Annotated in this window: 23 protein-coding genes and 1 pseudogene; 7 read left to right on the top strand and 17 right to left on the bottom strand. The window is 64.0% G+C overall.

Annotated features, from left to right (window positions below):
* The first annotated feature begins 36 nt into the window (after positions 1-36).
* A complete protein-coding gene (locus tag QX071_RS33445; RefSeq protein WP_315707143.1) occupies positions 37-522 on the top strand; it encodes a hypothetical protein in 486 nt (161 codons plus the stop codon).
* A gap of 181 nt (positions 523-703) precedes the next feature.
* Positions 704-1,090 carry a hypothetical protein gene (locus QX071_RS33440; protein ID WP_315707142.1) on the top strand — a complete coding sequence of 129 codons (387 nt, stop codon included), beginning with the start codon at positions 704-706 and terminating at the stop codon, positions 1,088-1,090.
* An 83-nt stretch (positions 1,091-1,173) separates the two neighbouring features.
* On the opposite strand, the gene QX071_RS33435 is transcribed toward QX071_RS33440, so the two are convergent.
* The 4 genes from QX071_RS33435 to QX071_RS33420 form a co-directional block, all read right to left on the bottom strand.
* Complete coding sequence (locus tag QX071_RS33435; protein WP_315707141.1) at positions 1,174-1,542, bottom strand: hypothetical protein; 369 nt, start codon at positions 1,540-1,542, stop codon at positions 1,174-1,176.
* 32 nt (positions 1,543-1,574) lie between these two features.
* Positions 1,575-1,940, bottom strand: a complete 366-nt coding sequence (gene flaF, locus QX071_RS33430; RefSeq protein ID WP_315707140.1) for a flagellar biosynthesis regulator FlaF — start codon at positions 1,938-1,940, stop codon at positions 1,575-1,577.
* A gap of 354 nt (positions 1,941-2,294) precedes the next feature.
* Positions 2,295-3,842, bottom strand: coding sequence for a flagellin (locus tag QX071_RS33425; protein WP_315707139.1), 1,548 nt, complete (start codon positions 3,840-3,842; stop codon positions 2,295-2,297).
* Positions 3,843-4,057: 215 nt separating this feature from the next.
* On the bottom strand, positions 4,058-5,608 hold the full coding sequence (locus tag QX071_RS33420; RefSeq protein WP_315707138.1) for a flagellin: 1,551 nt from the start codon (positions 5,606-5,608) through the stop codon (positions 4,058-4,060).
* A gap of 408 nt (positions 5,609-6,016) precedes the next feature.
* Between QX071_RS33420 and flbT the strand changes: the two genes are divergently transcribed.
* Positions 6,017-6,439 (top strand): flagellar biosynthesis repressor FlbT, encoded by a 423-nt coding sequence (gene flbT, locus QX071_RS33415; protein ID WP_315707137.1) that lies wholly within the window; start codon positions 6,017-6,019, stop codon positions 6,437-6,439.
* Positions 6,440-6,507: 68 nt separating this feature from the next.
* On the opposite strand, the gene QX071_RS33410 is transcribed toward flbT, so the two are convergent.
* From QX071_RS33410 to QX071_RS33370, 9 genes are all read right to left on the bottom strand, one after another.
* Positions 6,508-8,019 carry an aspartate aminotransferase family protein gene (locus QX071_RS33410; RefSeq protein WP_315707136.1) on the bottom strand — a complete coding sequence of 504 codons (1,512 nt, stop codon included), beginning with the start codon at positions 8,017-8,019 and terminating at the stop codon, positions 6,508-6,510.
* The gene (locus tag QX071_RS33405; protein WP_315707135.1) at positions 8,016-9,263 is read right to left on the bottom strand and encodes a hypothetical protein; all 1,248 of its coding nucleotides are present in this window, start codon (positions 9,261-9,263) and stop codon (positions 8,016-8,018) included. The genes QX071_RS33410 and QX071_RS33405 overlap by 4 nt, the downstream gene beginning before the upstream one ends.
* A complete protein-coding gene (locus QX071_RS33400; protein ID WP_315707134.1) occupies positions 9,253-10,884 on the bottom strand; it encodes a hypothetical protein in 1,632 nt (543 codons plus the stop codon). The genes QX071_RS33405 and QX071_RS33400 overlap by 11 nt, the downstream gene beginning before the upstream one ends.
* Entirely contained in the window at positions 10,874-11,653 is a 780-nt protein-coding gene (locus QX071_RS33395) for a hypothetical protein (RefSeq protein ID WP_315707191.1), read from the bottom strand. The genes QX071_RS33400 and QX071_RS33395 overlap by 11 nt, the downstream gene beginning before the upstream one ends.
* Positions 11,654-11,759: 106 nt before the next feature.
* Positions 11,760-13,616 carry a flagellar protein gene (locus QX071_RS33390; RefSeq protein ID WP_315707133.1) on the bottom strand — a complete coding sequence of 619 codons (1,857 nt, stop codon included), beginning with the start codon at positions 13,614-13,616 and terminating at the stop codon, positions 11,760-11,762.
* Between the two features lie 10 nt (positions 13,617-13,626).
* A complete protein-coding gene (gene flgK, locus QX071_RS33385; RefSeq protein ID WP_315707132.1) occupies positions 13,627-15,492 on the bottom strand; it encodes a flagellar hook-associated protein FlgK in 1,866 nt (621 codons plus the stop codon).
* Between the two features lie 49 nt (positions 15,493-15,541).
* Entirely contained in the window at positions 15,542-17,347 is a 1,806-nt protein-coding gene (locus tag QX071_RS33380) for a flagellar hook-basal body complex protein (RefSeq protein ID WP_315707131.1), read from the bottom strand.
* Between the two features lie 282 nt (positions 17,348-17,629).
* Positions 17,630-18,133: a peptide-methionine (R)-S-oxide reductase MsrB gene (gene msrB, locus QX071_RS33375; protein ID WP_315707130.1), complete on the bottom strand. Its 504-nt coding sequence runs from the start codon at positions 18,131-18,133 to the stop codon at positions 17,630-17,632.
* 106 nt (positions 18,134-18,239) lie between these two features.
* Positions 18,240-19,655 (bottom strand): FAD-binding oxidoreductase, encoded by a 1,416-nt coding sequence (locus QX071_RS33370; protein WP_315707129.1) that lies wholly within the window; start codon positions 19,653-19,655, stop codon positions 18,240-18,242.
* 106 nt (positions 19,656-19,761) lie between these two features.
* Here QX071_RS33370 and QX071_RS33365 point away from each other — a divergent pair, with 106 nt between their 5' ends.
* Together QX071_RS33365 and QX071_RS33360 are read left to right on the top strand one after the other, a co-directional pair.
* Positions 19,762-20,295 carry a histidine phosphatase family protein gene (locus QX071_RS33365; RefSeq protein ID WP_315707128.1) on the top strand — a complete coding sequence of 178 codons (534 nt, stop codon included), beginning with the start codon at positions 19,762-19,764 and terminating at the stop codon, positions 20,293-20,295.
* A gap of 77 nt (positions 20,296-20,372) precedes the next feature.
* Positions 20,373-20,798 (top strand): universal stress protein, encoded by a 426-nt coding sequence (locus QX071_RS33360; protein ID WP_315707127.1) that lies wholly within the window; start codon positions 20,373-20,375, stop codon positions 20,796-20,798.
* Between the two features lie 141 nt (positions 20,799-20,939).
* On the opposite strand, the gene QX071_RS33355 is transcribed toward QX071_RS33360, so the two are convergent.
* The gene (locus QX071_RS33355; protein WP_315707126.1) at positions 20,940-21,527 is read right to left on the bottom strand and encodes a YdcF family protein; all 588 of its coding nucleotides are present in this window, start codon (positions 21,525-21,527) and stop codon (positions 20,940-20,942) included.
* Between the two features lie 91 nt (positions 21,528-21,618).
* Positions 21,619-22,200, bottom strand: coding sequence for a hypothetical protein (locus QX071_RS33350; protein ID WP_315707125.1), 582 nt, complete (start codon positions 22,198-22,200; stop codon positions 21,619-21,621).
* A gap of 67 nt (positions 22,201-22,267) precedes the next feature.
* Here QX071_RS33350 and QX071_RS33345 point away from each other — a divergent pair, with 67 nt between their 5' ends.
* Positions 22,268-22,702 carry a hypothetical protein gene (locus QX071_RS33345; RefSeq protein WP_315707124.1) on the top strand — a complete coding sequence of 145 codons (435 nt, stop codon included), beginning with the start codon at positions 22,268-22,270 and terminating at the stop codon, positions 22,700-22,702.
* Between the two features lie 21 nt (positions 22,703-22,723).
* Here the strand turns inward: QX071_RS33345 and QX071_RS33340 are convergent.
* Both QX071_RS33340 and QX071_RS33335 read right to left on the bottom strand, forming a co-directional pair.
* Positions 22,724-24,138, bottom strand: a pseudogene (locus tag QX071_RS33340) (MFS transporter).
* Between the two features lie 183 nt (positions 24,139-24,321).
* Positions 24,322-24,828 carry a ferritin-like domain-containing protein gene (locus tag QX071_RS33335; protein ID WP_315707123.1) on the bottom strand — a complete coding sequence of 169 codons (507 nt, stop codon included), beginning with the start codon at positions 24,826-24,828 and terminating at the stop codon, positions 24,322-24,324.
* 382 nt (positions 24,829-25,210) lie between these two features.
* On the opposite strand from QX071_RS33335, the gene QX071_RS33330 reads away from it, so the two are divergent.
* Entirely contained in the window at positions 25,211-26,305 is a 1,095-nt protein-coding gene (locus QX071_RS33330; protein ID WP_315707122.1) for a YbhN family protein, read from the top strand.
* The last annotated feature ends 47 nt before the right edge of the window (positions 26,306-26,352 follow it).

Raw genomic sequence — 26,352 nt, 5'->3', positions numbered from 1 at the left:
GTGGCGCGCAAGCGCGCGCAATCGAGGAGTAAAGACATGACGGCACAGGTGCAGGCCAAGCAGACTACCTATCAGGCAGCGACCAACGCCACCGAGGCGCGGGCGCTCGCCGATCAGCTCATGACGGCGATGAGCGATCTGCTGGGAGTCATCGAGCAGGAGACCGAGCTGGTGCGCGCCGGCAAGCTGCGCGAGGCGATGGCCTTCGGCCCCAGGAAGACCGAGCTGTCGCGCCATTACGTCGCCGGCGTTGGCCGCCTGAAAGCCAGCCAGACCTTCATGCAGGCGCAGGCTCCCGAGCTCCTGGCCGCCCTGCACCGCCATCACGACGCGTTCCGCGCCATGCTGAAGGTCAATCTGACCGTACTCGCCACCGCACACTCGATCTCCGAGAAGATCGTGCGTGGCGTCAATGCCGAGGTCCAGCGCCGCAACATTCCCGATACCTACACGGCGAATGGCCGGCGCGCCGCCCCGACTTCGCGCCAGCTGACCCCGCTCACCATCAGCCGCTCGCTCTGACGGACTAACTCCCATTGCCCGCAGGCGCCGCGCCTTGGGCGCCGCCTTAATCTATCTTAAATGCCAGGAATGGTTGAAACGCGCCATTTATTCTATTTCCTAACGTAACTTTGAAACATGACAGACATGGTTGCATCGCGGATTGGTTGAGATTTGACTCGACTGGCACGAGGAGGCTGCCATGAGTACCGACTTCAGCGTCAGGCCGGTGGGGGCTGCATCACCCGCCCCTGTTGTCGCGCCGTCGAGCCCGGCGGTGAGCAATGCTGTTCAGACGGAGCTACCGCCGAGCCAGAGCGTCACCGCGGCCGACCCCAGCGTCATGATCCGCAACGACACGCAGTCTCAGGTCCAAGGCGAGGTGTTCCTGTCGCATCAGGCCTATTACGACCGCGCCGCAGCTGCCATGGTGTTTCAGGTGGTCAACCGCCGAACGGACCAGGTCGTCGACCAATATCCCGACGAGGCAGTGCTGCGCCGGCGCGCCTATTTCCACAGCCTCGATCTGCAGAAGGACTTGCAGAAAGAAGAAGCCCCGCGCGTGCCGCCGACCGACCGGACCGCATGAGCGGCCGCCGAGCGTAGTACGGGCAGCAGGCCCATCCGCCGCCCTCGATCCTACAGGTGCAAAGCGTTTATCTCACGGCCTGCTTAGCCGCTCTGCGTCGCATAGGCCGTATCGAGATAGGTCTGGCCGGAGGCCGGATCGGTCACCACGTTCTTGATCAGCGCCTTGCCCTTGCCGGTCAATGTGAACTTGGTGTCGCCGATCCGAAACGCATTGTCCTTGATCAGGACGTCCTGGTACTTCGACGTCCCCTCGCTCTGATAGCGTACCCTGGCGCGAAAGCCCTGGACGTTCGAGACCGTCACCGTGAACGATTTGTTGTTGGCGTAATTGCCGGTCCAAGTGCCCTGATAGAGGGTCGGATCCACCGCAACATATTTGCTGCTGCTCTGTGCAGTGGTCAGGACGTTGGATTTGTAGGCGGACGACAGGATGCTCATCACATCGGCCATGACGTTCCCTCCTTCGACCGGCAAATGGCCGATCAGCCTCGTCCTGAGAGGCCGGCGGCGATATGGCAGTTGATGTCGATCAGCGATTTGAGTTTTGCCGGGTCGGGATTCAACTGCATCTCGATGGTCTGCTTCATCACGAACACGCCGATATTGGCGATGTTCTGACGGATCTCGAGCGGATTCGGATTGTCATCCATCTCCATGGCGCTCATGAAAATCGTCCAAAGCCGACGATTGAACAGCAGCGCCTTATGCATGTTGCGGTCCGGACCGCTCCAATTGGCCTGCACTTCCTGCAGTTGCCGCGCCGCCTTCAACAGGGCCTGTGCTTCGATCTCCCGGGGTGATGCTGTCGTTTGGGACGTGCGTGCATAGGCTTGAGCGGCATGTGACATCAACTACTCCGGGACTGACGCGAAGGACACGACCAATTGCACAGGTTTTGTACGTTGGGTGCCTTTAAAATATGGTTAGCGGGTATTATCCTATTTGTTCGAGGTTGCCTGACTGGTGCCTCAAAAACGACATCCCCCACCGCGCGCCTTAACGCCAAACAAAGATCGCAAATCAAACTGCAGAAATTTTTCTGCAACTAATAGCGATCCGCCCCGAAGGTCCCGCTCGGGTCACATGAATTGAAAAACTGCCAAAACGGCGCCGCCCAGTCTCGTCCGAAGACACCGATCTTTCAAACGAAAAGCGGCGGGTTTTGCCCGCCGCTTTCGTCGTATCAAAGATGCAGTGATCGCTTAGCGGAGAAGCTGCAGCACGCTTGCCTGCGACTGGTTGGCCAGCGCGAGCGCCGAGACTGCGATCGACTGACGGGTCGACAGCGCCTGGCTGTTGGCCGCTTCCTGGTTGGTGTCGGCCAGCGTCAGGTTGGACGAGCCGGTCTGCAGCACGTTGATCAGGTTCTTGTTGAATTCCTGGCGGACCTGCACGATCGAAAGGTTCGAACCGAGCGCGGACGCTTCCGAACGCAACGTGGTGGATGCGCCCTGCAGCGAGTTCAGGATCTTGTTGGCAGAGCTGGAGTCGAGGAAGTCGACGCCGGATGCCAGCGGGCTCAGTCCGAGTCCGGTGATGTTGAAGGTCACGCCCGTGATCGAGAGCGTCGACTTGCCGGTCTCGTCGAACACCAGCTTCAACGTATCGCCGTTCAACAGGTTGATGCCGTTGAACGAGGCGTCGACCGCAGTGGTGTTGATCTGCGAGAGGATGTTGTTGTACTGCGTGACCAGGTTCGAGCGGATCGCCTGCGAGTTGGTGTCGATCACCGGCGTGGAGCCCGTCAGGCCATTGAACGCCGCACCGGCGGCTGCCGCCGTACCACCGATCGCGCCGATCGTCGAGGACGCCGCATCGTTGATGGTGGTGATCGCGATCTTGCCGGTCGTATCGACAGAGGCCTGCAGGTTGTTGGCTGCGAGCGCCGCGTTCAGGTCGTTCAGCGAGTTGACCTTGCCCGTCCCTATCCCGAACGTGACGCTGGTCGGGGTTCCACCGCCTGTCGCAGCGATCGTGAGCGTCTGGCCGGCCAGACCATCGCCGACTTGGCTGAGGCCGAGCTTTGCCAGAGTGCCGGTCGTGCCTGACAGCGTGAGCCCTGTCGGCGGTGGCGTCAGGGTGATGGCGCCCGAAGCGCTGATGGAGCCGCTGATGCCGGTCGCCGTCTGGATCGCCGACAGCAGGCTGCCGACCGTGTCGCCGATGCCGATCGAGGTGCCCGACGAGGTCGATCCGGCGATGAACGTGAACGTCGTGCCATTCACGGTCAGCGTGTCTGTGGTGGTGAAGCCGGTGGCGAGGTCATTCGAGGTGCTGCTGCCGGTGCCCGACAGCTTGGTCGAGCTGGTGATCGCGGCCGGTGTCGTATTGTCGTTAAGAAGGGCGGTGCCGGTGGTGGGGGTGATGGAGGCCCCGAGCAGGCTGGTCGCGTTGGCGCCGGTCAGCGCAGCCGAGGTGACGGTGGATTTCGTCGCGTAGCCCACCGCTGTCTGCAGCACCTGGTTGGCGATCGACTTGGCGCTGTCGACCAGCTTCTGGAGCGAGGTGATGCCGGTGTTGGCCGCCTGCAGCACCTGAACGCCATTGCCGATACCATCGAGCAGGTTTGCGATATCGCTGGCGCGGTTGTTGAGGCCTTGCGCGGTGAAAAATTCGGTAGGGTTGTCGAGCGCTGTATTGACCTTGTTGCCGGTGGCCAGGTTGTTTTGAGTCGTGGCCAGCAGCTGCGCCGTGTTTTGCAGCGCGAGCAGGTTTTGGCGAGCTGAAGCCGAGAGGACGATACCGGACATTCGTGTGAAACCTTCCTAGTTATTCACTAGCCGGTTTTATGCATTCCCCTTTAAAACATGGTTAATCGCCGTTTAAATTCTTTGATTAACGAATGGTTACCTCCTCCCTGCCTGGGATACCGGTCATCGCATAGCGGCCCGGCAAGCGCGGCCCGAACGCAAAAACGGCGGGGTTTCCCCCGCCGTTTCGCAACGTCGTTTCGCTCGGGTCGAGATCAGCGCAGCAGCTGCAGCACGCTCGCCTGCGACTGGTTGGCGAGCGAGAGCGCGGACACCGCGATCGACTGGCGGGTCGACAGCGCCTGGCTGTTGGCCGCTTCCTGGTTGGTGTCGGCCAGCGTCAGGTTGGACGAGCCGGTCTGCAGCACGTTGATCAGGTTCTTGTTGAAGTCCTGACGGATCTGCACGACTGACAGGTTCGAACCCAGCGTCGAGGCCTCGGACCGCAGGTTGGAGCTGGCGGAGTTGAGGACGTTGAGCACCTTGTTCGCCGACGAGTTGTCGAGGAAGTCAACGCCCGAGGCGAGGTTGGTCAGGCCGAGGCCGGTGGTGTTGAAGTTCACGCCGGTGATCGACAGCGAGGATTTGCCGGTCTCGTTGAAGGTCAGCTTCAGCGTGTCGCCGTTCAACAGGTTGACACCGTTGAAGGAGGCGTCGGCAGCGGTCGTGTTGATCTGCGCGAGCACGTTGTTGTACTGCGCAACCAGGCTGGCCCGGGTGGCCTGCGAGGTCGGATCGGCCACCGGAGCCCCAGCCACCAGACCGTTGAAGGCCTGGCTGGCTGCCGCCGCCGTGCCGCCGACCGCGCCGATCGTGAACGACGCCGCATCGTTGGTCGTGGTGATCGAGATCTTGCCCGTCGAGTCGACCGAGGCCTGCAGGTTGTTGGCGGCAAGGGCTGTGTTGAGGTCGTTCAACGAGTTGACCTTGCCCGTCCCGATACCGAAGGTGATACTCGTCTGAGTACCTCCGCCTGTCGCACCGATCGTCAACGTCTGGCCGGCGAGACCATCGCCGACCTGGGTGAGGCCGAGCTTCGCCAGAGCGCCGGTCGAACCTGACAGCGTGAGACCGGAGGCCGGAGGCGTCAGGGTGACGGCGCCCGTTGCGCTGATCGAGGCGGAGACGCCGGTCGCCGTCTGGATTGCCGACAGCAGGTTGCCGACGGTGTCGCCAACACCGATCGAGGTGCCGGACGAGGTCGAGCCCGCGATGAACGTGAAGGTGGTGCCGTTCACGGTCAGCGTGTCGGCGGTGGTGAAGCCGGTGCCGAGGTCGTTCGAGGACGTACCGGCGGTGCCCGACAGCTTGGTGGAGCTGGTGATCGCGACCGCGCTCGACGTGTTGTCGTTGAGGACGTTCGTGCCGGTGACGGCGCTGGTGGAAGCCCCGAGCAGGGTGCTGGCAGTCGCGCCGGTCAGCGCGGCCGTGGTCACGGTCGACTTGGTGGAGTAGCCGACCGAGGTCTGCAGCACCTGGTTGGCGATCGACTTGGCGCTATCGACCAGCTTCTGCAGCGAGGTGATGCCGGTGTTGGCGGCCTGCAGCACCTGCACGCCGTTGCCGATACCATCGAGCAGATTGGAGATGTCGCTGGCCCGGTTGTTGAGGCCCTGCGCGGTGAAGAAGTTGGTCGGATTGTCGAGAGCCGAGTTGACCTTGTTACCGGTAGCAAGGTTGTTCTGGGTGGTGGCGAGAAGCTGAGCCGTCGACTGCAGCGAGAGCAGGTTCTGGCGCACCGACGCCGAGAGAACGATACCTGACATTATTCATACCCTTCTGGTGTGAAATGAGATCCTGATCCCTTCGAGACCAGGTGAAGCCTTCGATCGACTTCGCGATCAGGCGACACGGGCAAAGTGAACGGGAGTGGCTAACAAAACCTGAAGCGCCGCGGGTGCCGGATCGATTCCCGTTGCCTCCACAAGGGTTCGATAGGCGCGACTGCGAGTCACGGCCCGGCAAAAGCCCTTTGATAAGTCAGCGTATTTACCATCCAGCTAGCCCGTTTACCGGTCATTAACCTTGTTCGGAAAGGATTTGCCTCGTGCGCCGGCCGACCTTTGCGCGCGCAAGGCGCGAGCGATCTACTTCGCCCCGGACCGCCACCATTGATGACAGGCCTCGAGGAGCCGGCTCATGGACCGGACACGACGCGGCAACGGAGAACAAGGATGGCCCTGAAAGTCGAACTCAAGCCGCACGAGCGGATCATCATCGGCTCATGCGTGATCACCAACACCGATCAACGCGCGCGGCTTCTCATCGACGGGGACAACGTCCCGATCCTGCGCGAGAAAGACATCCTCACTCCGGAAACGGCCGATACGCCCGCGAAGCTCGTCTATCTTGCGGTGCAGCTGATGTACATCTCGCCCGCAGCCGACACCAGTCACGGCACCTACTTCAACCTGCTGCGCGACATCATCACGACGGTGCCGAGTGCCTGGCCGCTGATCGAGGCCATCAACGCCCACATCCTCAATGGCGACCTCTACCAGGCTCTGAAGGAAGCCAAGAAGCTGGTCGCTTATGAAAAGAAGCTCCTGGAGCAGGTCGAGGCCGAACAGGCGAAGCGCGTCAGCAGCGCGGCCTGATCATATGGACCCGGCCAAGCAAGCCGGGCTCCCTCTCCTACGCGCAAACGTAACGCCGCTGCCCTGCGTCACAGCGCCAGCGGCGGCGCTTCGATCTCCATCAGCGGTAGCTGGCCGGCGGCGCGCTGCCGGCCGAACATCAGCACCGCAGCAATCAGCGCATCGACGTCCCGCACCTCGGTGCGGTGATTGACGATGGCTGCGCGGATCGCCAGCCTGCCGTCGAGCATCGTGCTGGACGGTGCGGCGATCCCCGCCTCCTGGATGTCGGCTACGATATCGCCGTTGAGCGCATTGGCATCCGCGGCACGATAGCGGAAGCAGACGATGTTGAGATTGACGGGCGCCAGCAGCTCGAGCTCCGGCTCGGCGCGCACCCGACCTTCGAGATATTTGGCGAGCTCACAGCTGCGCGCGATCATGGCGCCCAGCCTATCTGCGCCGAATGTCTTGATCGTGAACCAGGTCTTCAGCGCGCGAAAGCCGCGCGACAGATCTGGACCGAGATCGCACGGCCATTGCGCGCCTGCGGCAAGCCCGCGCGTCTCCCGCCGCAAATAGGCCGCCGGCGCTGCAAATGCGGCGCTGTGGCGCTCGCCGTCGCGGACCAGCAGGAAGCCCGCGTCGTAAGGTACCTGCCCCCATTTATGGAAGTCGAGCGCGATCGAATCCGCCTGCTCGATCCCGGCCAATCGCGGCGCCAGCGCCGGCGACAGGATCGCCAACGCGCCGAACGCGCCGTCGACGTGAAACCACAGCTTCTCTTCGCGGCAGAGCGCGGCCACCGCGGCAAGATCGTCGATGGCGCCGATGTCGACGGTGCCGACCGACGCCACCACCAGGAACGGACGCAAGCCCGCCTTGCGATCAGCAGCAATGGCGCTGCGTAGCGCCGAAACGTCGATCCGATGGTCGCGGTCGACACCGATACAGCGCAGGGCATCGCTGCCGAAGCCAGCGATATCCATCGCTTTGCTGATGCAACCATGCGCGGCCTTCGACGTGTAGGCCTGCAGCAGCCCTCCCGTCTCTCCGATCCCATATTGCCGCACCCAGGAGCCGAGCGCAGCGCGGCGCGCCACCAGGACCGCCATCAAATTCGCCATCGAGGTGCCGGTCACGAAAAGCCCGCTCGCGCCGGGCGGGAAGCCGAACATCTCGCGCGTCCATGCAACGATCTGCCGTTCGACCTCGATCGGCATGTGGTCGCGCCCGCCGAGATTGGCATTCAGGCCCGCCGCCAGCATCTCCGCCAGCATGCCGACCGCGGATCCGCCGCCATGAACCCAGCCCATGAAGCCCGGATGCACGTTGCCCGTCGCATAAGGAACGACGTAATCGGCAAATTCGCGGTAGACCTCGCCGAGCTCACACGGCGCGTGCGGGAGAGCTTCGCGAAACCGCTCACGCGCCTCCGATGGAATCGGCTGCCAGACCGGCCGCATGCGAATATTGGCGATGTAGTCGATCATGTCATCGAGCATGCGATGACCTTGCGCGCGGATCTCGTCCCAATCCTGCGGGTCCAGCGTCCGACCCTGCTGCTGCTGATGGTCCGTGTCCGGCAACGCGGTGGTCATGCAGCCTGCTCCCGCGAGGCCGCCACCCGGCGTTCGATCATGTCGAGGAAGGCTGCAAAGATCTTCCGCATCTGCGGTTCTTTGTAAGGATACACGTCAGGCTGATCCATATTGTGCACCACCGCGGTGTTGTCGGCCTCGAACACCAGGAACGAACCATCCTTGGTCTCGGCGCAATCGATGATGAAATAGTCGAGCCCAATGCGCTCGGCGATCGCCGCCAGTGCGGCGCGATGGCGCCGGCCGAAGCCGATGTCGAATGTCTGCATGAAGGTCGCCTCTTCGAGGCGCTTGGCTTCGCTCGTCGCCATGCCGGCGTTGAGATACCAGATGTCCCAGCGGCGCGCGATCGCCATGTGGCACGCATAAGGCCGACCGTCGACGAAGACGACGCGATATTTGCGGAACAGCCCGTCTTCACTTGCGTAGTCGACGAAACGCGCCACGAAGAACTCCTCCTCCGCGTGCTCGTCGAGATAGAGCGAAAGCTCGATGGGCTCATCGACCTTGGCGAGACCGACACCGGCATGCGAACCGCGCGGACGGATGATGATTGGAAAAGCGAGATCTGCGGCGATCGCCGTCAGCCATTCCCGCTCTTCGGAGATCTCGATCAGTCGTTCGCGGCCGACGGCCACGGTTTCGGGAATCATGAGCCCGTCAATATCGGCGAGCAGCCGGTGCAGCTTGTCGCGATCGAGATTTGAGATCAGGCGCGGCGGATTGAGCAGCGGCCGCGGCCAACGCGCCGCGACCTGGTCGATCTGTTGCAGCGTATGCTGGCAATCCTCCGAATCCGAGGCGATAACGATAGCGAGATCATGCTCCGGCAGCGGCGACGGCAGCTCTGCCCCGGGGATGACATAGAGCGTCATCAGCTCGACGTCGGCGTCCTCGAGCAGGAATTCGATCGGCGTGTTGCTACCCATGTCGGTCGCGGCGGCGAGCGCAAGCACGCGCAGCCGCGGCGCCGTGCTCCGACACGGTACGCGATACAATTGCTGCGAGAGCAAGATATCCTGCTGGATCGCAAGTCCGGCGGATTTGTCGCCCAGCAGCTGCGCGATCAGCGCGACATCGAGTCCCTCCCCGGCCGTCGCGCTACCATCGAGCAGCTTGGCGATCAGTTCGCTCCACAGCGGCTTGAGATCCTTGCCGTCGAACGCCGCCTTGGCGAGCCTGGCGAGGCCGATGCGGTCGGCGATCTGCGAATGCGCCGATACCGCGAGCACGTCAGATACCATCACACATATCCCTGAGATCCTGGCCGCTCACGTCGGTGACGAGCAGCTCTATTTTGGCAATCACATCGGCGATACGGCCGATTTCCGCATCGATATTGACGCGGGCGGTCGTGAGATCATCGCTCCAGGTTTCAGTCACCTGCCGCGCGCCGAGGCACAGCCGCAGCAGCGCGATCGAGCCGCGCTCGGGCGTGTCCACCCGAACCGGCTGGCCGATCAGACATTGGCGGGCGGCGACATCGGCCGCGCGGCCGCTGAAGTGAGCGCTGAGATCGCGCTGGAGCGCGCGGTGGATCAGTTGAACCTCGCCGGCGCCGACCAGGCTGCCGTCGCGCTGCAGGGCAAACGGAAAGATGGTCGGCTGTCCGAACTCTTCGTCGTCGGCATCGGTCTCGGCGACTGCGAGCGGCCGCAGCATCGGCGACAGCATCAGGAGACTCTCGGTGATCATGCCGAGCTCGCGCAGCACCATGCGACGGTAGCGATCCGGCACCTGGTAATAGGCCGAGATCTCCTCAAGTGCGGCTTCCCAGCGCAGCCACTGACCGATATTCGCCCGCTCCGGAGATGCGGCGCGCAGCGCCGTCCAGCTCATCGGCCAATCGCTGCGGCTGACGTAGTCAGACAACCCCGCTGCAAGCGGACCGCGACCTTCGACCACGCATGCAAGCTGCGGCGGAACCAACATGGCGCCGCTGAAAGCAGGCCCACCGAAAAATTTGGAGCCGGTGACGAGCACAAGATAGCCGCGATCGAGATAGTGGCGGATCCGCCGGCGGCCGAGCCGCATCTGGCAGGCGTCCACCACGACCTGCACCTGCCCCGGCCAGCGCCGCACGATCTCGTCGAGGCAGGACTGATCCGGCGCACGCCAGCCGAGCTTCGATGCGTCCATGACCTGCAACAGCACGGCATGGCCGAACGCGATCGCTGTCTCCACAGCGGCGACAACCGCCGGGCCATAATCCCCGTCTGGCGCGAGGGTTGCACCGTCGAGCAGTGGCACAGCGACGCTGTCGACGGCGAGCCCCTCGATCGGCCCACCCTTCTGAACGGGCGCGCCCTGCGCCGTGGTCACGCAGAAGTGGCGGCCGCGGGCGGTGAACTGCGTTCCACTGCCCGTCTGATCCGACGCCACCACAATGGTGGTCAGCGCATCGCCGCGCAACGCCTGCGACAAGGCCAGCGCATGCAGCTGCGCATCCGTTCCCGACGGCGAGAACACGATGCCCGTCCCGACGTCGAGGCCGAGCAGCGTCTTCAATTCGCCGCGCATCTCCTCGGTACGCCGGTCGAGCGCCTCGCCGACCCCATGATGGATGGCCGCATGCATCAATCGCTCGCGCGCAAGCTCGGCGCGCGCATAGGCGCGTTCCGAGATCGAAGACGCAGTGCTCGAGGCGAAGTTCAGGATATCAGGCGAAGGTGCCGGACCGCAGCCATAGGCATTGCGGCCCCAGGGACGGTCGAGCGCGAGCCGCGCATCACCGCCGTCGATGAGCAGGTCGCCCAACAGCGCGAACAGATCGCGCAGGCTGCCTTGGCGACCGCGATCGGACCTGAATGGAGAGATTTCGGATGAAGACGCGACCGGCGCCATGATGCACGCGTCAGGCCGCATCGGCTGCCACTGCAGCCGGCGCGAATTGAGAGGCTACGTTGCCATGAAACACCGAAGGACCGACGTGATCGAGGCGGCTGTCGAGATCGGCCCAGATCTGGCCGCCGAGATCGGTCCAGCGCTTGCAGAAGGCGAAATCCTCGGACAGATAGGTCCCGGTGTCCGGGTCGATCATGCATTCGAACAGAGCGAACCGGTTCGGACTGCCTGCCAGCGCATCGTGAGAATGCTCGCGGAAGAACTGCAATGGCGCGTAGCCGGGATACCCGCACATCTGCTCCAGCACCTGGCGGCGGATCATCAGAAAACCGGTTCCCGCAAATCGCACGCGGGCAAAGCCGTTCACCACCACGACGTGATCGGGATTTTCAATCTCCAGCACGTAGTCGAGTGCGGCCGAGGGGACGTCGGACCGACCGGCGTCGAGCGCCCGCTTCGCCTTGTTCCAGTTCACGCGCTTGATCGGGTAGACGCCGGCGACGACGTCACCGCCCGATTCGATCAACCGAAACACCTGCTGCGGCGTGAAGCCGATATCGGCATCCACGAACAGAAGATGGGTCGCAGTGGGATCGTTCAAAAACAACGTGACCAGATTGGCCCGTGCCCGCGTGATCAGCGCATCGCCGTCGCGCATGTGGACGGTCAGACTCACATTGGATGTCGCCCGCAGCTCACGCTGAAGCGCGAAGATCGAGCTGGCGTAGATGCTCGACACCTGCCCGCCGAAACAGGGGGTCGCAATCACCAGATGGATCCGCTCGCTCACGTCGGTCACGACTGCCTCCAAACGCAAAGAGACGCACTGCGACGGTTCGCCCCACGCCTGAACAAAGGCTAAACAGACGTGGTTAACGAAACCTGAATGACCGGTCTCAAAGGTACTTGACGAGCGACAGCTGCGACAACATCGAGGTCGTCTGGTAGGACGCCTGCAGATTGGTCTGCAGCTGCAGGATCTGGCTCGCCACCTCGTTCTGCGAGATGCCCTCGGTGCCGTCGATCAGGCTTTGCAGCGCCGCCTTCGACTGTGTCTGTCGGGCGCCGGCATCCTTCATCGCGGTCTGCGCATTGGCGAAGTCGGTCTGGATGTCCGAGATCGTCTGCTGCCCCGGCTGCGAACTCAGATTGGCGGCGATACGCTGCGAGAGCGCCGCGATCTGGGCGCCGGAATTGGGCGCGGTCGGCGACGCCGTGACAGCGGAATAGACTGCAGTTTGCTGGAGCGCCTGGCGGATCGCCTGCTCGTTGGCCTGGGCGCCGAACTGTACCTTCTGGGAGCCGTCGATGCGGACCGTCGAGGTCGAGCGTGCCGCACCGGGCGCATTGTTGCCGGTGTACCAGGCGACGGTGTTCGCGGCGCCTGGGGCCAAGCTGGTGGCCGTCCCAAGCGGGGAGCCCGAGACGCGCAACGGAGACGTCGCGGTCACAGTGCCGCTGAAGCCCAGCGCCTGGAATGCCGCCGCGTTCGAGCTCGATATGCTGAGATCGGGGGCGTCATTGGTGTTGATCCTGATCGCGGCGCCGCTCACCGTCGAAGCCGTCTTGGTGCCCGTGATCTGATCGACCTTGGACAGCAGAGTCTGAACGCTATCGGTCACGTTGAGCTGATTGCCGGTGGCTCCCGACGCGACGAACGTCAGGGTGGTCCCGTTCACGGTGATTGTGTCGCCGGGCACGAAGTTGCTCGCGATCGAATCCGTCGCCGCAGCGCCGGACAGCAGGGTTGCGCCCGTGATCGGCGCCGCAGCCTTGTTGTTGACCGCGCTGCCGGTCGCCACACCGTCGGAGAAGAAATTGTTGCCGGCCGCGACCGCCGAGGCCGCCACCAGCGACGTATTGGCGAGCGTACCGATCGCGCTGTTCATGGCCGCGTTCAGGTTCGCCGATGTGGCCGCCGGGGTCGCGCCGATCGCAAACGTGTTGGGCTGGGCCGGCGTCGTGTTCGACGCGGTCAGCTTGATCGATTCGGTGGTGCCGTCCGGCAGGTTGAACACGACGCTGAGCTGGTCGCCCGGATTCGGATTGCCGGCGGTGAGATCGACCGACACCGATGGCGGCGACCCCGACGGACCGGTGACGGTGGCGTTGGTCAACGACGAGGTGACGGAGTTCAGTTTCAGCCCGAAGGGCGAGCCTGCGACATCCTCTGACAGCGTGATCGGCATCGTCGCCGGGGCCGACAGCACCAGGCGACCCATGCCGGAGGTGCCGACATCGGCCTGCAGCCGTTCGGCGATCACCTGTTTCAAGCCGGCCTGGGTGGCGGTTCCGTTCAGGATGTCGGCGGCGGATGCCACCGCCGGCTTGTCGATGGCCGAACCCGAGAAGATGTAGCGATCGCCGACCTGGGTGTTGAGCATGCCGACCATCGCCGACAGGTTCGACTGCGCGTTCTGCTGCCCGATGCTCTGGCCGGTGCTGGTCAGATTTTGCGGTGTCGCAGCCGCCGCACTTTGAATCTGTCCCGCTGTCTTCGACAGCGACTGCAGGACAGTGTTTGCCGCCTGCACGATGGTGTTGACGTGCGTTATCGTGTCGGTGAAGGCCTGGATGTTCGAAAGCTGCGACCGCGCCGCGACCGCAAATCCCTCGTCCGTACCCATTCCAGCGTAGTTGCTCGACTTCACGCCCGTCGAGAGCTGGGTCGAGAGGTTGGCGAGCTGATCATTGATATTCCGCACGGAAAGCCCGAGCAGAGACGAACCGTAATTGATACTGCTGATCGACATGTGACGCGCCTTACTTGGCCTGGAGCAGGGTTTGCATCATGCTTTGCACGACCGACATGATGTGGGCGTTGGCCGCGTAGGTGTTCTGAACCTGGATCAGGTTCGACATCTCGCTGTCCATGTTGACGCCGGCCGTCGAATTGAATTTCTGCTGCAGGGTGCTGACGATCACGCTCTGCCCCTGCTTCAGCTGGGTCGCCAGCGTGGAAGCATTGCCCTGCTGGCTGATGAACTGCTGCAGATAGCTCGAGACTGTTCCCTGGAACGGCTGGGCCGCCGAACCAAGTCCGGTGGTCGGCGAATAGCTGAACTTGGCGGAGGTCAGCTGCGCGAACAGGAAATCGGGCCGGGTGGAGTCGCCGGCCGGCGTGGCCGGCGATGTTGAATAGGTCGAGAGCTTGGTCGGGTCGTTGACCAGCGCCGGATTGACGGAGATGCGCCCGGCCAACCCGGTCATCTGCGAGCCGGTCCCGGTGATCGCCCCGGTATAGAGCGCGGTGCCGCCGTCCGTGAACACCGGCAGCTGCGCATTGCCCGATGCGAGCGTCTGCACCGTCGTCGTCGCCGACGCAGCATTGACGGTCGCCTGACTGGTTCCGTCGTCGGTGACGCGCAAGGTCGAGCCGGAAGGGTTGGCAAACTGCAAATGCGCGCCGCCGAGCGCGCTGTTGAGCTGGGTCACCACCGAGGCCATGCCAAGCGAGAAGTTCACGCCCACATAGGTCGGATTGGCGCCGACCGCATTCTGCAGCGGCAAGGCGGTCGGATCGGCCACATTGACGATCTTGACCTGACGCTGGACGTTGCTGGAATCCGTGTAGGTCAGATTGATCGTGTTGCCGGGCAACACGCCCGAAGTGGGGACGTCGAAGCCCGAGGGCGGCCCGGCAACTGCGGTGCCAGCCGTGGTCTTATCCGACAACGCCGAAGACATGGTGGCCGCGAGCTGATCGACCTGGGTCTGCGCTTGAACCAACGTCTGGTCGCGCAGTTTCAGGTCGGCCGCGATCTGGCCCGAGCCGAGCAGATTGTTGGCGACGACATCGAGCGAGACGCCGTTGGAAAGCCTGAGGTTGAGCTGGCCGACACCATTCTTGGTCGGATCCGTGTTGTACAGCGAGGTCGCGTCGAGAGAACCCGGCGAAGAAAAGGTGAATTGGGAGGCGAGACCGGCGCCGACGAGCTGGATGCCCGAATTCGTGAACACGCTCACCCCGTTCGTCGAGTCGTTGACGACGCGGATGTCGACATATTTAGCCAGCGTGTTGATGGCGTTGTCCCGCTGGTCCTGCAGCGTCGCCGCAAGCGGGTCGGACGGATCGGTCCCCTGCAGCCGGCTGTTCAGATCCGCAATCTGCGAGATTGCTGCATTGGCTTGGGTCGCCGAATTGCCGATGTCCTGATTAACATTGCTCCGCAGGGTCTGGATGCCCTTGGTGGTCGTGTTCAGGCTCTGGGCCAGCGTCTGTGCCGCCGATAGCGCCACCGACTGGGCGGACTGGCTGTTCGGGCTGTTCGACAGCGACTGCAGCGCGGTCGTAAAATTGTTCAGCGCCGTTTCCAGCGTGCCGCTGCCGCCCGGCGTGCCGTAGACGCTCTGCAACTGAGTGAGGATGTTGGCGACTTGGTTGGCATAGCCTCCGGCCGAGGTCTCGGTGCGGAGCTGGTTCTGCACGAACAGGTCGAGCTGCCGGCTGACGCCGACAGTCTGCACGGTCGAACCGAAGCCGCCGCTGGCGACCTCGATCTGGTTGGGCGTTTGCGCGACATAGCCCGGCGTCTGCGCGTTGGCGACGTTCGACGAGATGATCGAGAGCGCCGCTTGCGTCGACCGCAGACCCGACATTGCGGTGGCGAGCGCTGAACTCAAACCCATGATGTTACCTGCCTCAAATCATGTCAGAACGCGAAAGCCCGGGGAGCGATCAGCGCAGCGTGTTCAGAAGATCCTGAACCATGCTGTTGGCCGTCGTGATCACCTTGGTGTTGGCGGAATAGGCTTGCTGGGTCACGATCAGCTTGGTGAACTGATCGGCGATGTCCGTGTTGGAGCCCTCCAGCGACGATCCTGCGATCTTGCCGGAGGCGCCGATGATCGCCTGCCCCGACTGGTCCGTCACCTCATAGGCGCCGCCGTCCAGCGCCTTCAGATAGTTGGTGCCGTTGAAATGCGAGAGCGTCACCTGGGCGAGGCTGATGGTCTGTCCGTTGGAGAAGGTGCCGACCACGATCCCGTTGTTGTTGACGGCGACCGACTGCAGCTGACCGGCGGCGTAGCCGTTCTGCTGGATCTGGTTGATGGTCGCAGCGCCCGAGGTGCTTGCATATTGGGTCAAGGCGCCCGACGAGATGTTCAGGCTGACCGTGCCGAGCGAAATGCCGTCGACCGTGATATTCGGGATGGAGATCGAGGACGTCGTCGGCGATTTCAGCGAGCCGTCGGCGGCAAAGGTGAAATTGGTGCCGGTGTTGACCCAGGCCACCGCCGAACCCGTAGCCGTGGAGTTGGTCTGGTAGAACAGATTCCAGACGTCCTTGTGTCCGGTGCCGAGCGTTGCGCTGTCGGTCTTGGCCCAGCGCAGTTGCACGTTCACCGGCGTGCCCGCCGAGTTGTAGGTGGTGACCGCGCCGCCGCTGATGGTCTCGTTGGTGAAGTTGGTGATGTCGTTGCCCACCACGATGCCGGTGCCGGGACTGGAGTTGCGGGTCAGCGTCACGGGCGAGGTGAGGCCGAGGGCCGTGAAGCCGCCAGAAGTGCTCGCGATGCTCCAATCCTCGCCGCTGCCGGAATGCAAGGTGATGGCGCCGCCCGCGACCGTCGGCTGCACGCCGGTGACGGCGCCGATCTTGGAGAGCAAGGTGCCTACGGAGTCGGTGACGTTGATCTGATTGCCGCTCGCGCCGGAGGCCACGAAGGTGAAGGTGACGACATCGCCGGCGCTGCCGGTCATGGTGATGGTGTCGCCGGGCGCGAAGTTGGTGCCGATGGAGTCAGTGGCGGCAGCGCCCGACAGCAAGGTATTTGCGGTGATCGCGGTCGCGTTCTTGTTGTTCGCCACGGTGCCGGTGACGGTTTTGTCGCTATAGAAATTGGTGCCGACCGGAAGCGGCACGTTGGACAGATCGGCCGAGTTGAGGCCGCCGGCCGCGGTCAAGGTGCCGGCGGCGGCGTTGGCGCTGGCCTGCGTCTTCGGCTGGGTCGGCAGGTTGGCGCCGTATTGAATGGCCGTCGACGCCTGGGCCGGCACGAAGTTGTTGGCGAATTTGAGAACCTGGGGCACGTTGCCGGTGGGATTGCCAGTCTTGGGATCGACGGTCATGCCCATCAGATAGTAGCCGGCGCCGTTGACTAGGTTGCCGTTGGCGTTGAGCTGGAAGTCGCCGCGACGGGTGTAGTTGGTGACGCCGGAGAACACCGGCGCGTTGTCGACCATCGAGGTCGCCTTCTGCACGGAGAAGAAGCCATCGCCGTTGATCGCCATGTTGGTGGCGACCGTGGAGGTCGAGACCGTGCCCTGGGTGGTGATCGTCGCCTGCGCATAGGCCGTGACGCCGCCGGCGTTCTGCCGGCTCGGGTTGGTCGCGTTGGGGATGAGATCTTCGAAGCTCGTGCCGATGCCCTTGTAGCCGACCGTCGAGGCATTCGCGATGTTGCCCGAGATGTTCTGCAGCGCGAAGGATTGAGACGAGAGGCCGCTGACAGCAGTGTTCAGCGCATCGAAGATACCCATACCATTGGCTCCACGTTGACCAGCGGCGGGCTCACTCCCCGACCGCATTTCGCGGGAAGCGTCGCAATCGCTGTGCCAAATATGAAACCGGCGAACTATCAGTCACTTAGCAAATCGGAACGTTAAAAAAGCAGCGCCAAAAGTGGTGAACAATTGCCGAGCCGGCAAGTCTTGCCGAGCCGGGGCGCGCCGCATCGCGCTCCGGACAGGGCTGTTTTCACAGATGCCGACGCGTCGTTCAGGTCGCAGATGGTCCTTGAACGAACGAGCCCGCAAATTCCGTCACGTTGCGGACGGGCTTGCCGGATGAAAAGTGAGCGCAAGCCCGTCCATGCAGTAGCGCAGGCCGGTCGGCTTCGGGCCGTCGTCAAAGACGTGGCCGAGATGGCCGCCGCAGCGGCGGCAATGCACTTCGCTGCGCAACATGCCGAAGGTCCGATCCTCGCGGGTCGCCACCGCGTTATCCAGCGGCTTGTAGAAGCTCGGCCATCCGGTGCCGCTCTCGAACTTGGTTTCGGACGAGAACAGCGGCAGGTCACAACCGGCGCAGGCAAAGGTGCCCTTACGATGCTCCTTCAGAAGCGGGCTGGTCCAGGGGCGCTCGGTGCCCTCCTGCCGCAGGATCTCATATTGCTCTGGCGAAAGCTGCGCGCGCCATTCGGCATCGGTCTTCTCGATCTCGAATTTCTCGGCCGCGCGCGCCGGCGTGCTGCCGCCGAACCAGCGCAGAGCAGCAAAGCCGAACAGGCCGGCGAGCGAGGTCAGCATCAGGCGACGATCGATCATTGGCGGTCTCCGTAGCGAAGAATGGCTGCCGAAGTTACGGCCGAGGTCGCCGGACGTTACATCGGGGCAAGCTCCGCCCGCTCACTTTATTGCGAGTGAGAGGACCTCACATGTCCTCGCCTTCCCCGCCCCCCATCAGGTCGGACGGCTTCGGGCGAATCGGCAAGCGCCGCGGTGCGGCGGCCCGGCGTCGCGCTTCGGCCGCTCGCGCCGCGCGTGCCCGCTCCTTGACCCGCAAGCGCTCGCGATGCCGGGCGAGACCGCCGGCGAGTGCCGAGCTGCCACGCGCCCACAGGCTCACGGCGTAGCCGGCGACGCGTCCGCTGACCCCGCCGGCCCAGACCAGTTCGAATGGCGAGAACAGCCGCCAGCGGTCGTCGCCGGCCAGGATGCCGCCGGCGATCAGTTGTCCGGCCATCGCGGAGGTATTGAGGCCCTGGCGGCCGAAGCCGCTCGCCACCCACAGGCCTTTGCGCAGTTGGCCGACCTGCGGCATGCCGTGCACGGTCTGGCCCGTCGCCCCGCCAAAGGTCTCCGTGATCTCGCAGCGGCCGAGCTGCGGAAACACGCTGCGAATCCGACGCCCCACGGCCCCGGCGAAGGCGCCCGGCCGCGCCGACCAAGTGGTTTCGGGGCTGACCCACATCAGCCGGTCGCCGTCGACGATGCGGAACTGATCGATGCCGTCGAGATCGTTCACCGAGCCGCCAAAGGCGATCGCCTCGGCTAGGCCTGCGCCGAGCGGCGCCGTGATCCCGCCGTAACGCCAGACCGGCAGCAACGTATCCGACAACCGCCGCAGGGGCGCGCCGAGATGGATGTTGCCGGCCAGCACGATATGGGCGGCACGCAGCCGTGCCGATGGCGTGACGATGCGCTTGCGCACGCCAGTGGCATCGATGCTGACCACCGGCGTGTCCTCGAATATCCGCGCGCCCGCGCGCCGCGCGAGCCGCGCCAGTGCATGGACATAGCTGCGCCCGTCGAGCTGGAACGCCTTCGGATAGTGGATGCCGTGAAAATAACGGTCGGTCTTGAGCACGGAGCGAACGCGCTCGACCTGCCAGCCCTCGGCCTCGGTGGCAAAATCCTCGTTCAGCATCTGCAGGCGGCGCAGCAGAGTGTCACCGGCATCGACATTGGAGACTTCGAGCGCCCCCTCACTCAACGCAATCCCGGGCATCATGTCTTCGCTGGCATTGGCGCGGATGAACTCGGCGCCCTCCCAGGACAACGCCCAGAGCTGCCGCGCATGCTCGACACCGACGCGCTCGATCAGATCCGGCAATGGCAGTGCAAAACCGGGCATGACCGCGCCCATCAACTGGCCAGAAGCGTTCCAGCCGACATGACGGCCCTCGAGCACCACCACGCTGGCGCCCTGCCGGGCGGCGCACAAGGCGACCATCAGCCCGGCAATCCCGCCACCGACCACGCAGATGTCGGCATCGAGATCGAAGGCGAGCCGGGTCCGCCCGATGGCCCGCTCCTCGCTGATCGCGCTTGTGGAAGTCTCACTCATGGCGTTTTCTTAACCAAGCCTGCCGGCGCTTGTCACCTTGCGTCATCATCCTTTTAGTGCCGAGCAGTAGGTGAAGCATAGCCAGACCGAATAGAGACCACAGTTCATGCGCCGATTGATGCTGTTCCGCCACGCCAAGACCGAAAGGGACGCGCCATCCGGCCGCGATCAGGATCGCCGACTCGACGAGCGCGGGCATCAGGATGCCGCGAGACTCGGCGATTTCCTTGCTCGCCATCCCCCCTTCCCCGATCTGGTTCTGGTCTCGACGGCCGTGCGGGCGCGGCAGACCTGGGAGCTCGCCTGGGAAGCCATGCGGGACCGGGTCCCCGAGCCGGTCGTCGAATTGGTGCCGGAACTCTATGCCGCCGAGGTGGTGCAGCTCCTGCACAACATCCGGCTGGCCGAGGCCAGCGATCCCAAACGGCTGATGCTGGTCGGCCACAATCCCGGCATGCACGAGCTGGCGCTCGCCCTGACCGGCGGCGGCGACAAGGCGGCGCGCGAGGAGCTCGCGCACAATCTGCCGACGTCAGGACTTGCCGTCCTCGACTTCGACATCGACGACTGGACCGATGTGTCCTTCGGCCGCGGCAAACTGGTGCAATTCGTCACCCCGAAGCTCCTGAAGCAAGCGTGAGCCAATTGACAGCGCAACACCGGAGGGCGCCTAATCGATCAGCTCCTCATTGAGCATGGGAAGCAGGGAGGCGTGTGATGTTCAAATCCATCCTGGTCCCGATCGATCTCGCCGACACCGACCTTGCCAAGCCCGCGATTGCGACGGCGGCGACGCTCGCCAACACCTGGGACGGCACCGTGCGCCTGCTCAACGTGCTGCCGATGACGCCGGTGATGCTCGCCGAATATGTTCCGGCCGATTTCGACGCGCAGCAGCGCGAGGCGGCGGAAGAAGCCTTGTCGATCGTCGCGCGCGAATCCGGGCTTCCCGAAAACCGCATCTCCTACGCGGTACGTCAGGGGGGCATCTATCACGAAATCCTGGAGGAAGCGGCCGCCGTGAAGGCCGACCTCATCGTGATGACGTCACATCGCCCGGCGATGCGCACCTATTTCCTCGGCTCCAATGCCGGCCACGTCGTGCGCTACGCCAAATGCTCGGTGCTGGTGGTCAGGCATTAGAGCATGATCCGGAAAAGTGGAAAGCGGTTTTCCTCGCGACAAACGCTATAGGCGTTTGCGCGGAGATCATGCTCGATCAAAGAGATGAGATCGTGATGCGATTCCTTCTAATCGCATCACGATCTGGAACCGGCCGGGCCCTCACGGCCATTCGGCGATGAAGCCCTTGACCTTGTACGGCGCGATCTTGTCCCATTCGGCCAGCACGCGGCGGCGGAATTCGGGATGGGTGTGCCAGCGCCCGCGGGGCACGCCGAAACTGTCGATCGTGACGAGCATCTTCGTCACCTCCGGCCAGTGCCGGTGCAGCGTCATCGGATAGCGCCGCGCGGTCCAGCTGTTGCCGAGACAGATCACGCTGCCGATGTTCGCGAGCCCGAGCGCGGCCTCGATCACCGGCAGCGAGAGGATCACGTTTTCGCCGGTGTTGGTGGCCCTGTGTTCCTCCAGGATCAGGTCGGCTGGAATGCCGCCGTCGACCATCGCCCGTTTGATCACCGCGCATTCGGATTCATCGCCGCCGGGCGTGACGCCGCCGCTGACGATGGCATGACGGAAATAGCCCTCGCGCCACAGCCGGCAGGCTGCCTGCGCCCGCAGGCTTTCCTCGACGCGCGTGCCGAACACGAACAGCAGATCCGCCGGCTGTAAGGGCGTTTCGATGAAATGCTGCGCGTTGATCGCGGCGATCTCCGCGGCGTCCGGCAGCCTCAGCGATCGGTCCTGCATAGATCCTGTCCTCACCTATCGCGCACAGCATGCCTCCGTTCCCTGGCCGTAGAAGTCACATTTGATTGCGTCCGATGACGTCTCGCCGGGATCACGGCAACAGCCCAGACGGAATGTCCGCGAACGTATAGCTGCGCGGCTTGTTGCGGACGATGAAGCCGCCGATCTGCCAGGCGAACAGCGCAACGAAGCCGACGAGAAATAGCGCGCCCGACCATTCGCCTGCCAGCAAGGCGCGAACGAACAATGCGGCGATGGCAAGGCCGAGCAATGCGACAAGCGCCAGCGCTGCAGCATACGTCGTTTGCCCGAGCCCGGCGGTCAGCACCGCCTGGCTGCGATGCGCAGCGAGTTGCGCATGCAGCGCCATAACGAAACGGCGGTAGGCCTCGCTCTGCGGCGCGACCAGCGTCGCGGTCTGCCAGGAGGTCGAAATCAGGCTGAGCCGCGCGCCGCTGCGATGGGTGATGTCGGCGCGAAAGCGCCGTGCCTGCATCGACACCGGCCGATAGGAGAGCCGCACGGCGGCGATCTCGGCATAGGGCCAGAGCCCGGCGCGTGCGCCGATGCGCCACGACACCCCCTCGTCGGTCAGCTCGAATCGATGCGCGGTCCCGATCAGCGACGCCTTGAAGGCATAACCGACCGTGGCGTCATCGTCTGCTGACGTCATTTCCTGCGCGTGAATGGATCAGCCTCACTGCTTGCACGAAGCCTGCCGCTTATCCTACACATCGCTCATGACCGAGACGACCCATTTTCCCCGACTGCTGATCCTGGCCGGCGCGATGGCTGCAGGCGTGCTGCTCGCGCTCGCCGTGCACATGATGGGCGCGCGTTATGGGCTGGATCTCGGCGGGCTGTGGCGGACGGACACCGGGGCGTTCATGCCGGCCGGCTCGGCCATCGCCTGGTGGCTGATCGCAACCGTTGCGTTCGCCGGCGGCTATTTCATCGCGAGCCTGATGCATAGTGCCGTTTCCGGAGATATCCCGAAACGGATGCAGCACTTCCTGATCGGCATCGGCGTCCTGCTCCTGATCGGCGCCGGCCAGACGCTGTCTGGACCAAGCCCGACACCTTCGATCGCGGGCGTGCTGGCCGGCATTGCCGCGCTCGGCCTCGGCGCATTGATGGCGTTTTGCGGGGCCAATTTCGCGTTACGGAAGGCGTGATCGCCTCTCCTTCGTCGCGCCTCATCGCCCATGCTGCGCCGACCCGCCCCAGCGGATCACTCCCGCGGCCGTCAAAAGCACCGCGGCAGAAATGACGAGCGACCATCGGAGCCCCGAGATGAAGGCATCCGGCTGCCCGATCAGCGCCGAACAAGGCCACTCCGATCACGCTGCCGGTCTGCCGCGTCGCATTCAACACGCCGGCTGCCACGCCGGACCGGGACTTCTCGACACTGCCAAGCAGGGTCGAGGTCAACGGCGGCACGAGCAGACCGAGCCCGCTGCTCACACCGATCAGCTGCGGACCGACCGCCCAATAAGGCGTTCCCGGTGCAGTCCGCAGCAGCGCCAGGCAAGACAGCGCCGACAGCGTTGCACCGAGCGCGATGGTGGCGCGCGGCCCGATCCGCTCGGCCAGGCGCGGCGCGGCCAGATTGACCGGGAACACGACACCGAGCATGGGCACGAAGGCAAGCCCGGTCGCGAACGCCGACAGGTGATTGATCTCCTGGAAATACAGGCTGAACACGAAGATCAGGCCGTAGATCGAGACGTTGGCCAACAGGCCCACCAGCGCGCACAGCGCAAACAGGCGGTTGCGAAACAAGATCAAGGGCAGCATCGGCTGCAGGGTGCGTGCCTCCTGCCAGACGAAGGCGCCGCCTGCGCCGATCGCGATGGCGAAACCCAGCAGGACGGCGCGATCGGTCCAGCCCCGTGCGCCGGCTTCGATCACGGCCGCTGCGAGCGCCCCGAGCGAAGTGATCGCCGCAGCCTGCCCCGGCCAGGTCGACCGAGCGGTCGGCATGGAGCGGCGTCTCCTGCGCATAGATCTTCGCGAGCCAAAGTCCCGCAAGACCAATGGGCACGTTGACAAAGAAGATGGCGCGCCAGCCGACCAGCGCGATCAAGGTGCCGCCTACGAAGGGGCCGGCAGTCAAAGCGAGGCTCGCGCCGGCGGCCCAGACTCCCACCGCACGCCCTCGTTGCTTGGCATCGGCATAAGTATGGTTCAGCAACGCAAGCGAGTTCGGAACGAGGACGGCTGCCCCCAGGCCCTGGATGCCGCGGAGCGCGATCAGGCTGATGGCGTCGGGCGCGAGGCCGCAGCCGATGGATGCGAGCGTGAACAGCGCAAATCCGCCCATGAAGATACGTCGGGCGCCGAGCCGATCGCCGAGCGCCCCCGCGGTCAGGATGAAGGCGGCAAACGCGATCGTATAGGCGTTCACCACCCATTGCAGCTCAGCCACGCCGCCCCCGAGGGCAGATCGGATGCTGGCGAGCGCGGTGTTGACGATGGTGACGTCGAGCTGGACGACGCCGAAGCCGAGACTCATGGCGGTCAATGTGAGCGCGCTCGCCAGCCGGGATGGCGGAGCTTGCCGCGCCGCGGCTAGCCGTGAGGTATCTGTTGCGAGCGATAAGCGAGTCATGCCGGCACCTCTCATCTTGAGGACGGCCTGTTCATTAGCCCTGGCGCGCACCACGATGCTTCGATATCGGTCGAACCATCGATCACATGCGCCATGGCGGCTGAAGCATGAGGAATGCCTGGCGCCAAAACGCCGCGCGCGGCGCGGCGTTTTGCCTCAGCTGAACCATTTTCGGGCGAGAGATCAGCTCGCCGCGCGCAGGTTCACCGCACCTTCGGCCAGGCTGGTCAGCTTCTTATCCGTCGCCTTCTCCTCGTCGAGCGTCTTCTGCAGGATGGTCGCGCAATCCTTGCGGCCGAGCTGCTTGGCCCAGGCGATCAGGCTGCCGTAACGGACGATTTCGTAATGCTCGGCGGCCTGCGCGGCGTTGATCAAAGCCGCGTCCAGCACGGCCTTGTCGGCAACCTCGCCGGCCACCTCCTCGGCCTCCTCAATGATCCCGTCGATGGCCCGGCAGTCGACAGCGTTGGCTTCGATGCCCTGCATCTTGAACACCTGCTCGAGCCGCTGCACGTGCGTTTTGGTTTCATCCAGGTGGGTCAGGAATCCCTGTTTCAGCCGCTGATCGCTGGCCTTGCTGGCCATCTTCGGCAGCGCTTTGACCAGCTGGTTCTCGGCGTAATAGATGTCCTGCAGCTGGTGAACGAACAGGTCGTTCATGGTTTTGATGTCTTTGGTAAACAGTCCCATTGTCTCGCCTCCTTGCGCTCGGAACGCCGTTGGCTCCCGGCCATCGTTTTCGCGCGTTCATCTGGTGGTCTGCGCTCGGCTAACCGGTGGCTTGGCCCGTTGTTCCGGCACAGCACAAACATCGGAGCGTGCCCCATTTGCGGAACTGCGCGGCGCAATCGGACGTTGGCGGCGACGTGATTGTGACAAATCCAGGGCGTCAACATTATGTGACCGACGTATGACGGGTCAGCACGTTCGAAAGCTGAAGCCGGCCTTGTCAAGGACTGCACAAGAGGCGTGTTTTGCCGTAAGGAACTCTCCGTAATGGAATTCCCGCCCGCCATCGAGTAATGGTTTCGCCCCTCTTCACATCTGTGGTGCCGCCCCGCCGGGAGGATGAATGCAGCGTCTGCTGACTGCGCTCGGGCGCGGTTTCAAGAAATGGATCGGCTGGAAGCGGCTTGGAATCGCAGCAAGCTTCGCCATCATCGCCTTCGCGGTGACCACCCTGGTGCGCACGCTCCGGGGGGTCGACGGCGGCGTGATCCTGACCGCCTTGGCCGACATCCCTCCCGGACACATCGCGCTCGCCGCACTCTGCGTCGTCGGTGCGTTTTGTACCCTGACCTTCTACGATTTCTTCGCCCTGCGGACGATCGGCAAGAAGCACGTGCCCTACCGGATCGCGGCACTGTCATCCTTCACGAGCTATTCGATCGGCCACAATATCGGCGCTACCGTCTTCACCGGTGGTGCCATTCGCTTCCGGATCTACTCCGACTATGGACTGAGCGCGATCGACGTCGCCAAGATCTGCTTTCTGTCCGGGCTGACCTTCTGGCTCGGTAATATCTTCGTGCTCGGCATCGGCATGATCTTGCACCCGTCCGCCGCCTCCACGATGGACCAGTTGCCGGAGGCGGTGAACCGACTGATCGGCGTCGGGCTCGTTCTGGCGATTTTCGCCTATCTCGGCTGGCTCGCGACCGGCAAGGACCGCCGCAAACTCGGCCAGAACGGCTGGAAAGTCGTGCTGCCCTCGACCCGGCTGACCTTTGTGCAGATCCTGATCGGCGTGGTCGATCTCGGCTTCTGTGCGCTGGCCATGTATCTGTTGGTGCCCTCCGACCCGCCGATCGATTTCATGTCGCTCTCGGTGGTTTTCATCCTGGCCACCTTGCTGGGTTTCGCCAGCCATGCGCCGGGCAGCATCGGCGTGTTCGACGCGGCGATGCTGGTGGCGCTGCCGCAGTTCGGGCGCGAGCAGCTGCTCGCCACGCTGCTGGTGTTCCGCGTCCTCTATTTCGTCATCCCGTTCGCCACGGCAATCTCGATCATGGGGTTCCGGGAACTCTGGATGAATGTCGTGCAGCCCTGGCAGGAACGGCGCAAGCTCAACGACGTATCCCGCCGCCATGTCACGCCGCCTCAAGCCACGGCAACTCCTGCGCCGGCCCCGCTGCCGCAGCGGCTGAAACAGCACTCGCGGCGCTGATCCGACGCGATGTCGGCGCAGCACCGAGCTGAGGCATGGCTGACTTG

The organism is Bradyrhizobium sp. SZCCHNS1022 (genome assembly GCF_032484835.1).
In the GTDB taxonomy this organism is placed as follows: Bacteria; Pseudomonadota; Alphaproteobacteria; order Rhizobiales; family Xanthobacteraceae; genus Bradyrhizobium.
The sequence above is the reverse complement of the archived record's forward strand: the minus strand, read 5'-3'. Positions and strand labels throughout refer to the sequence as shown.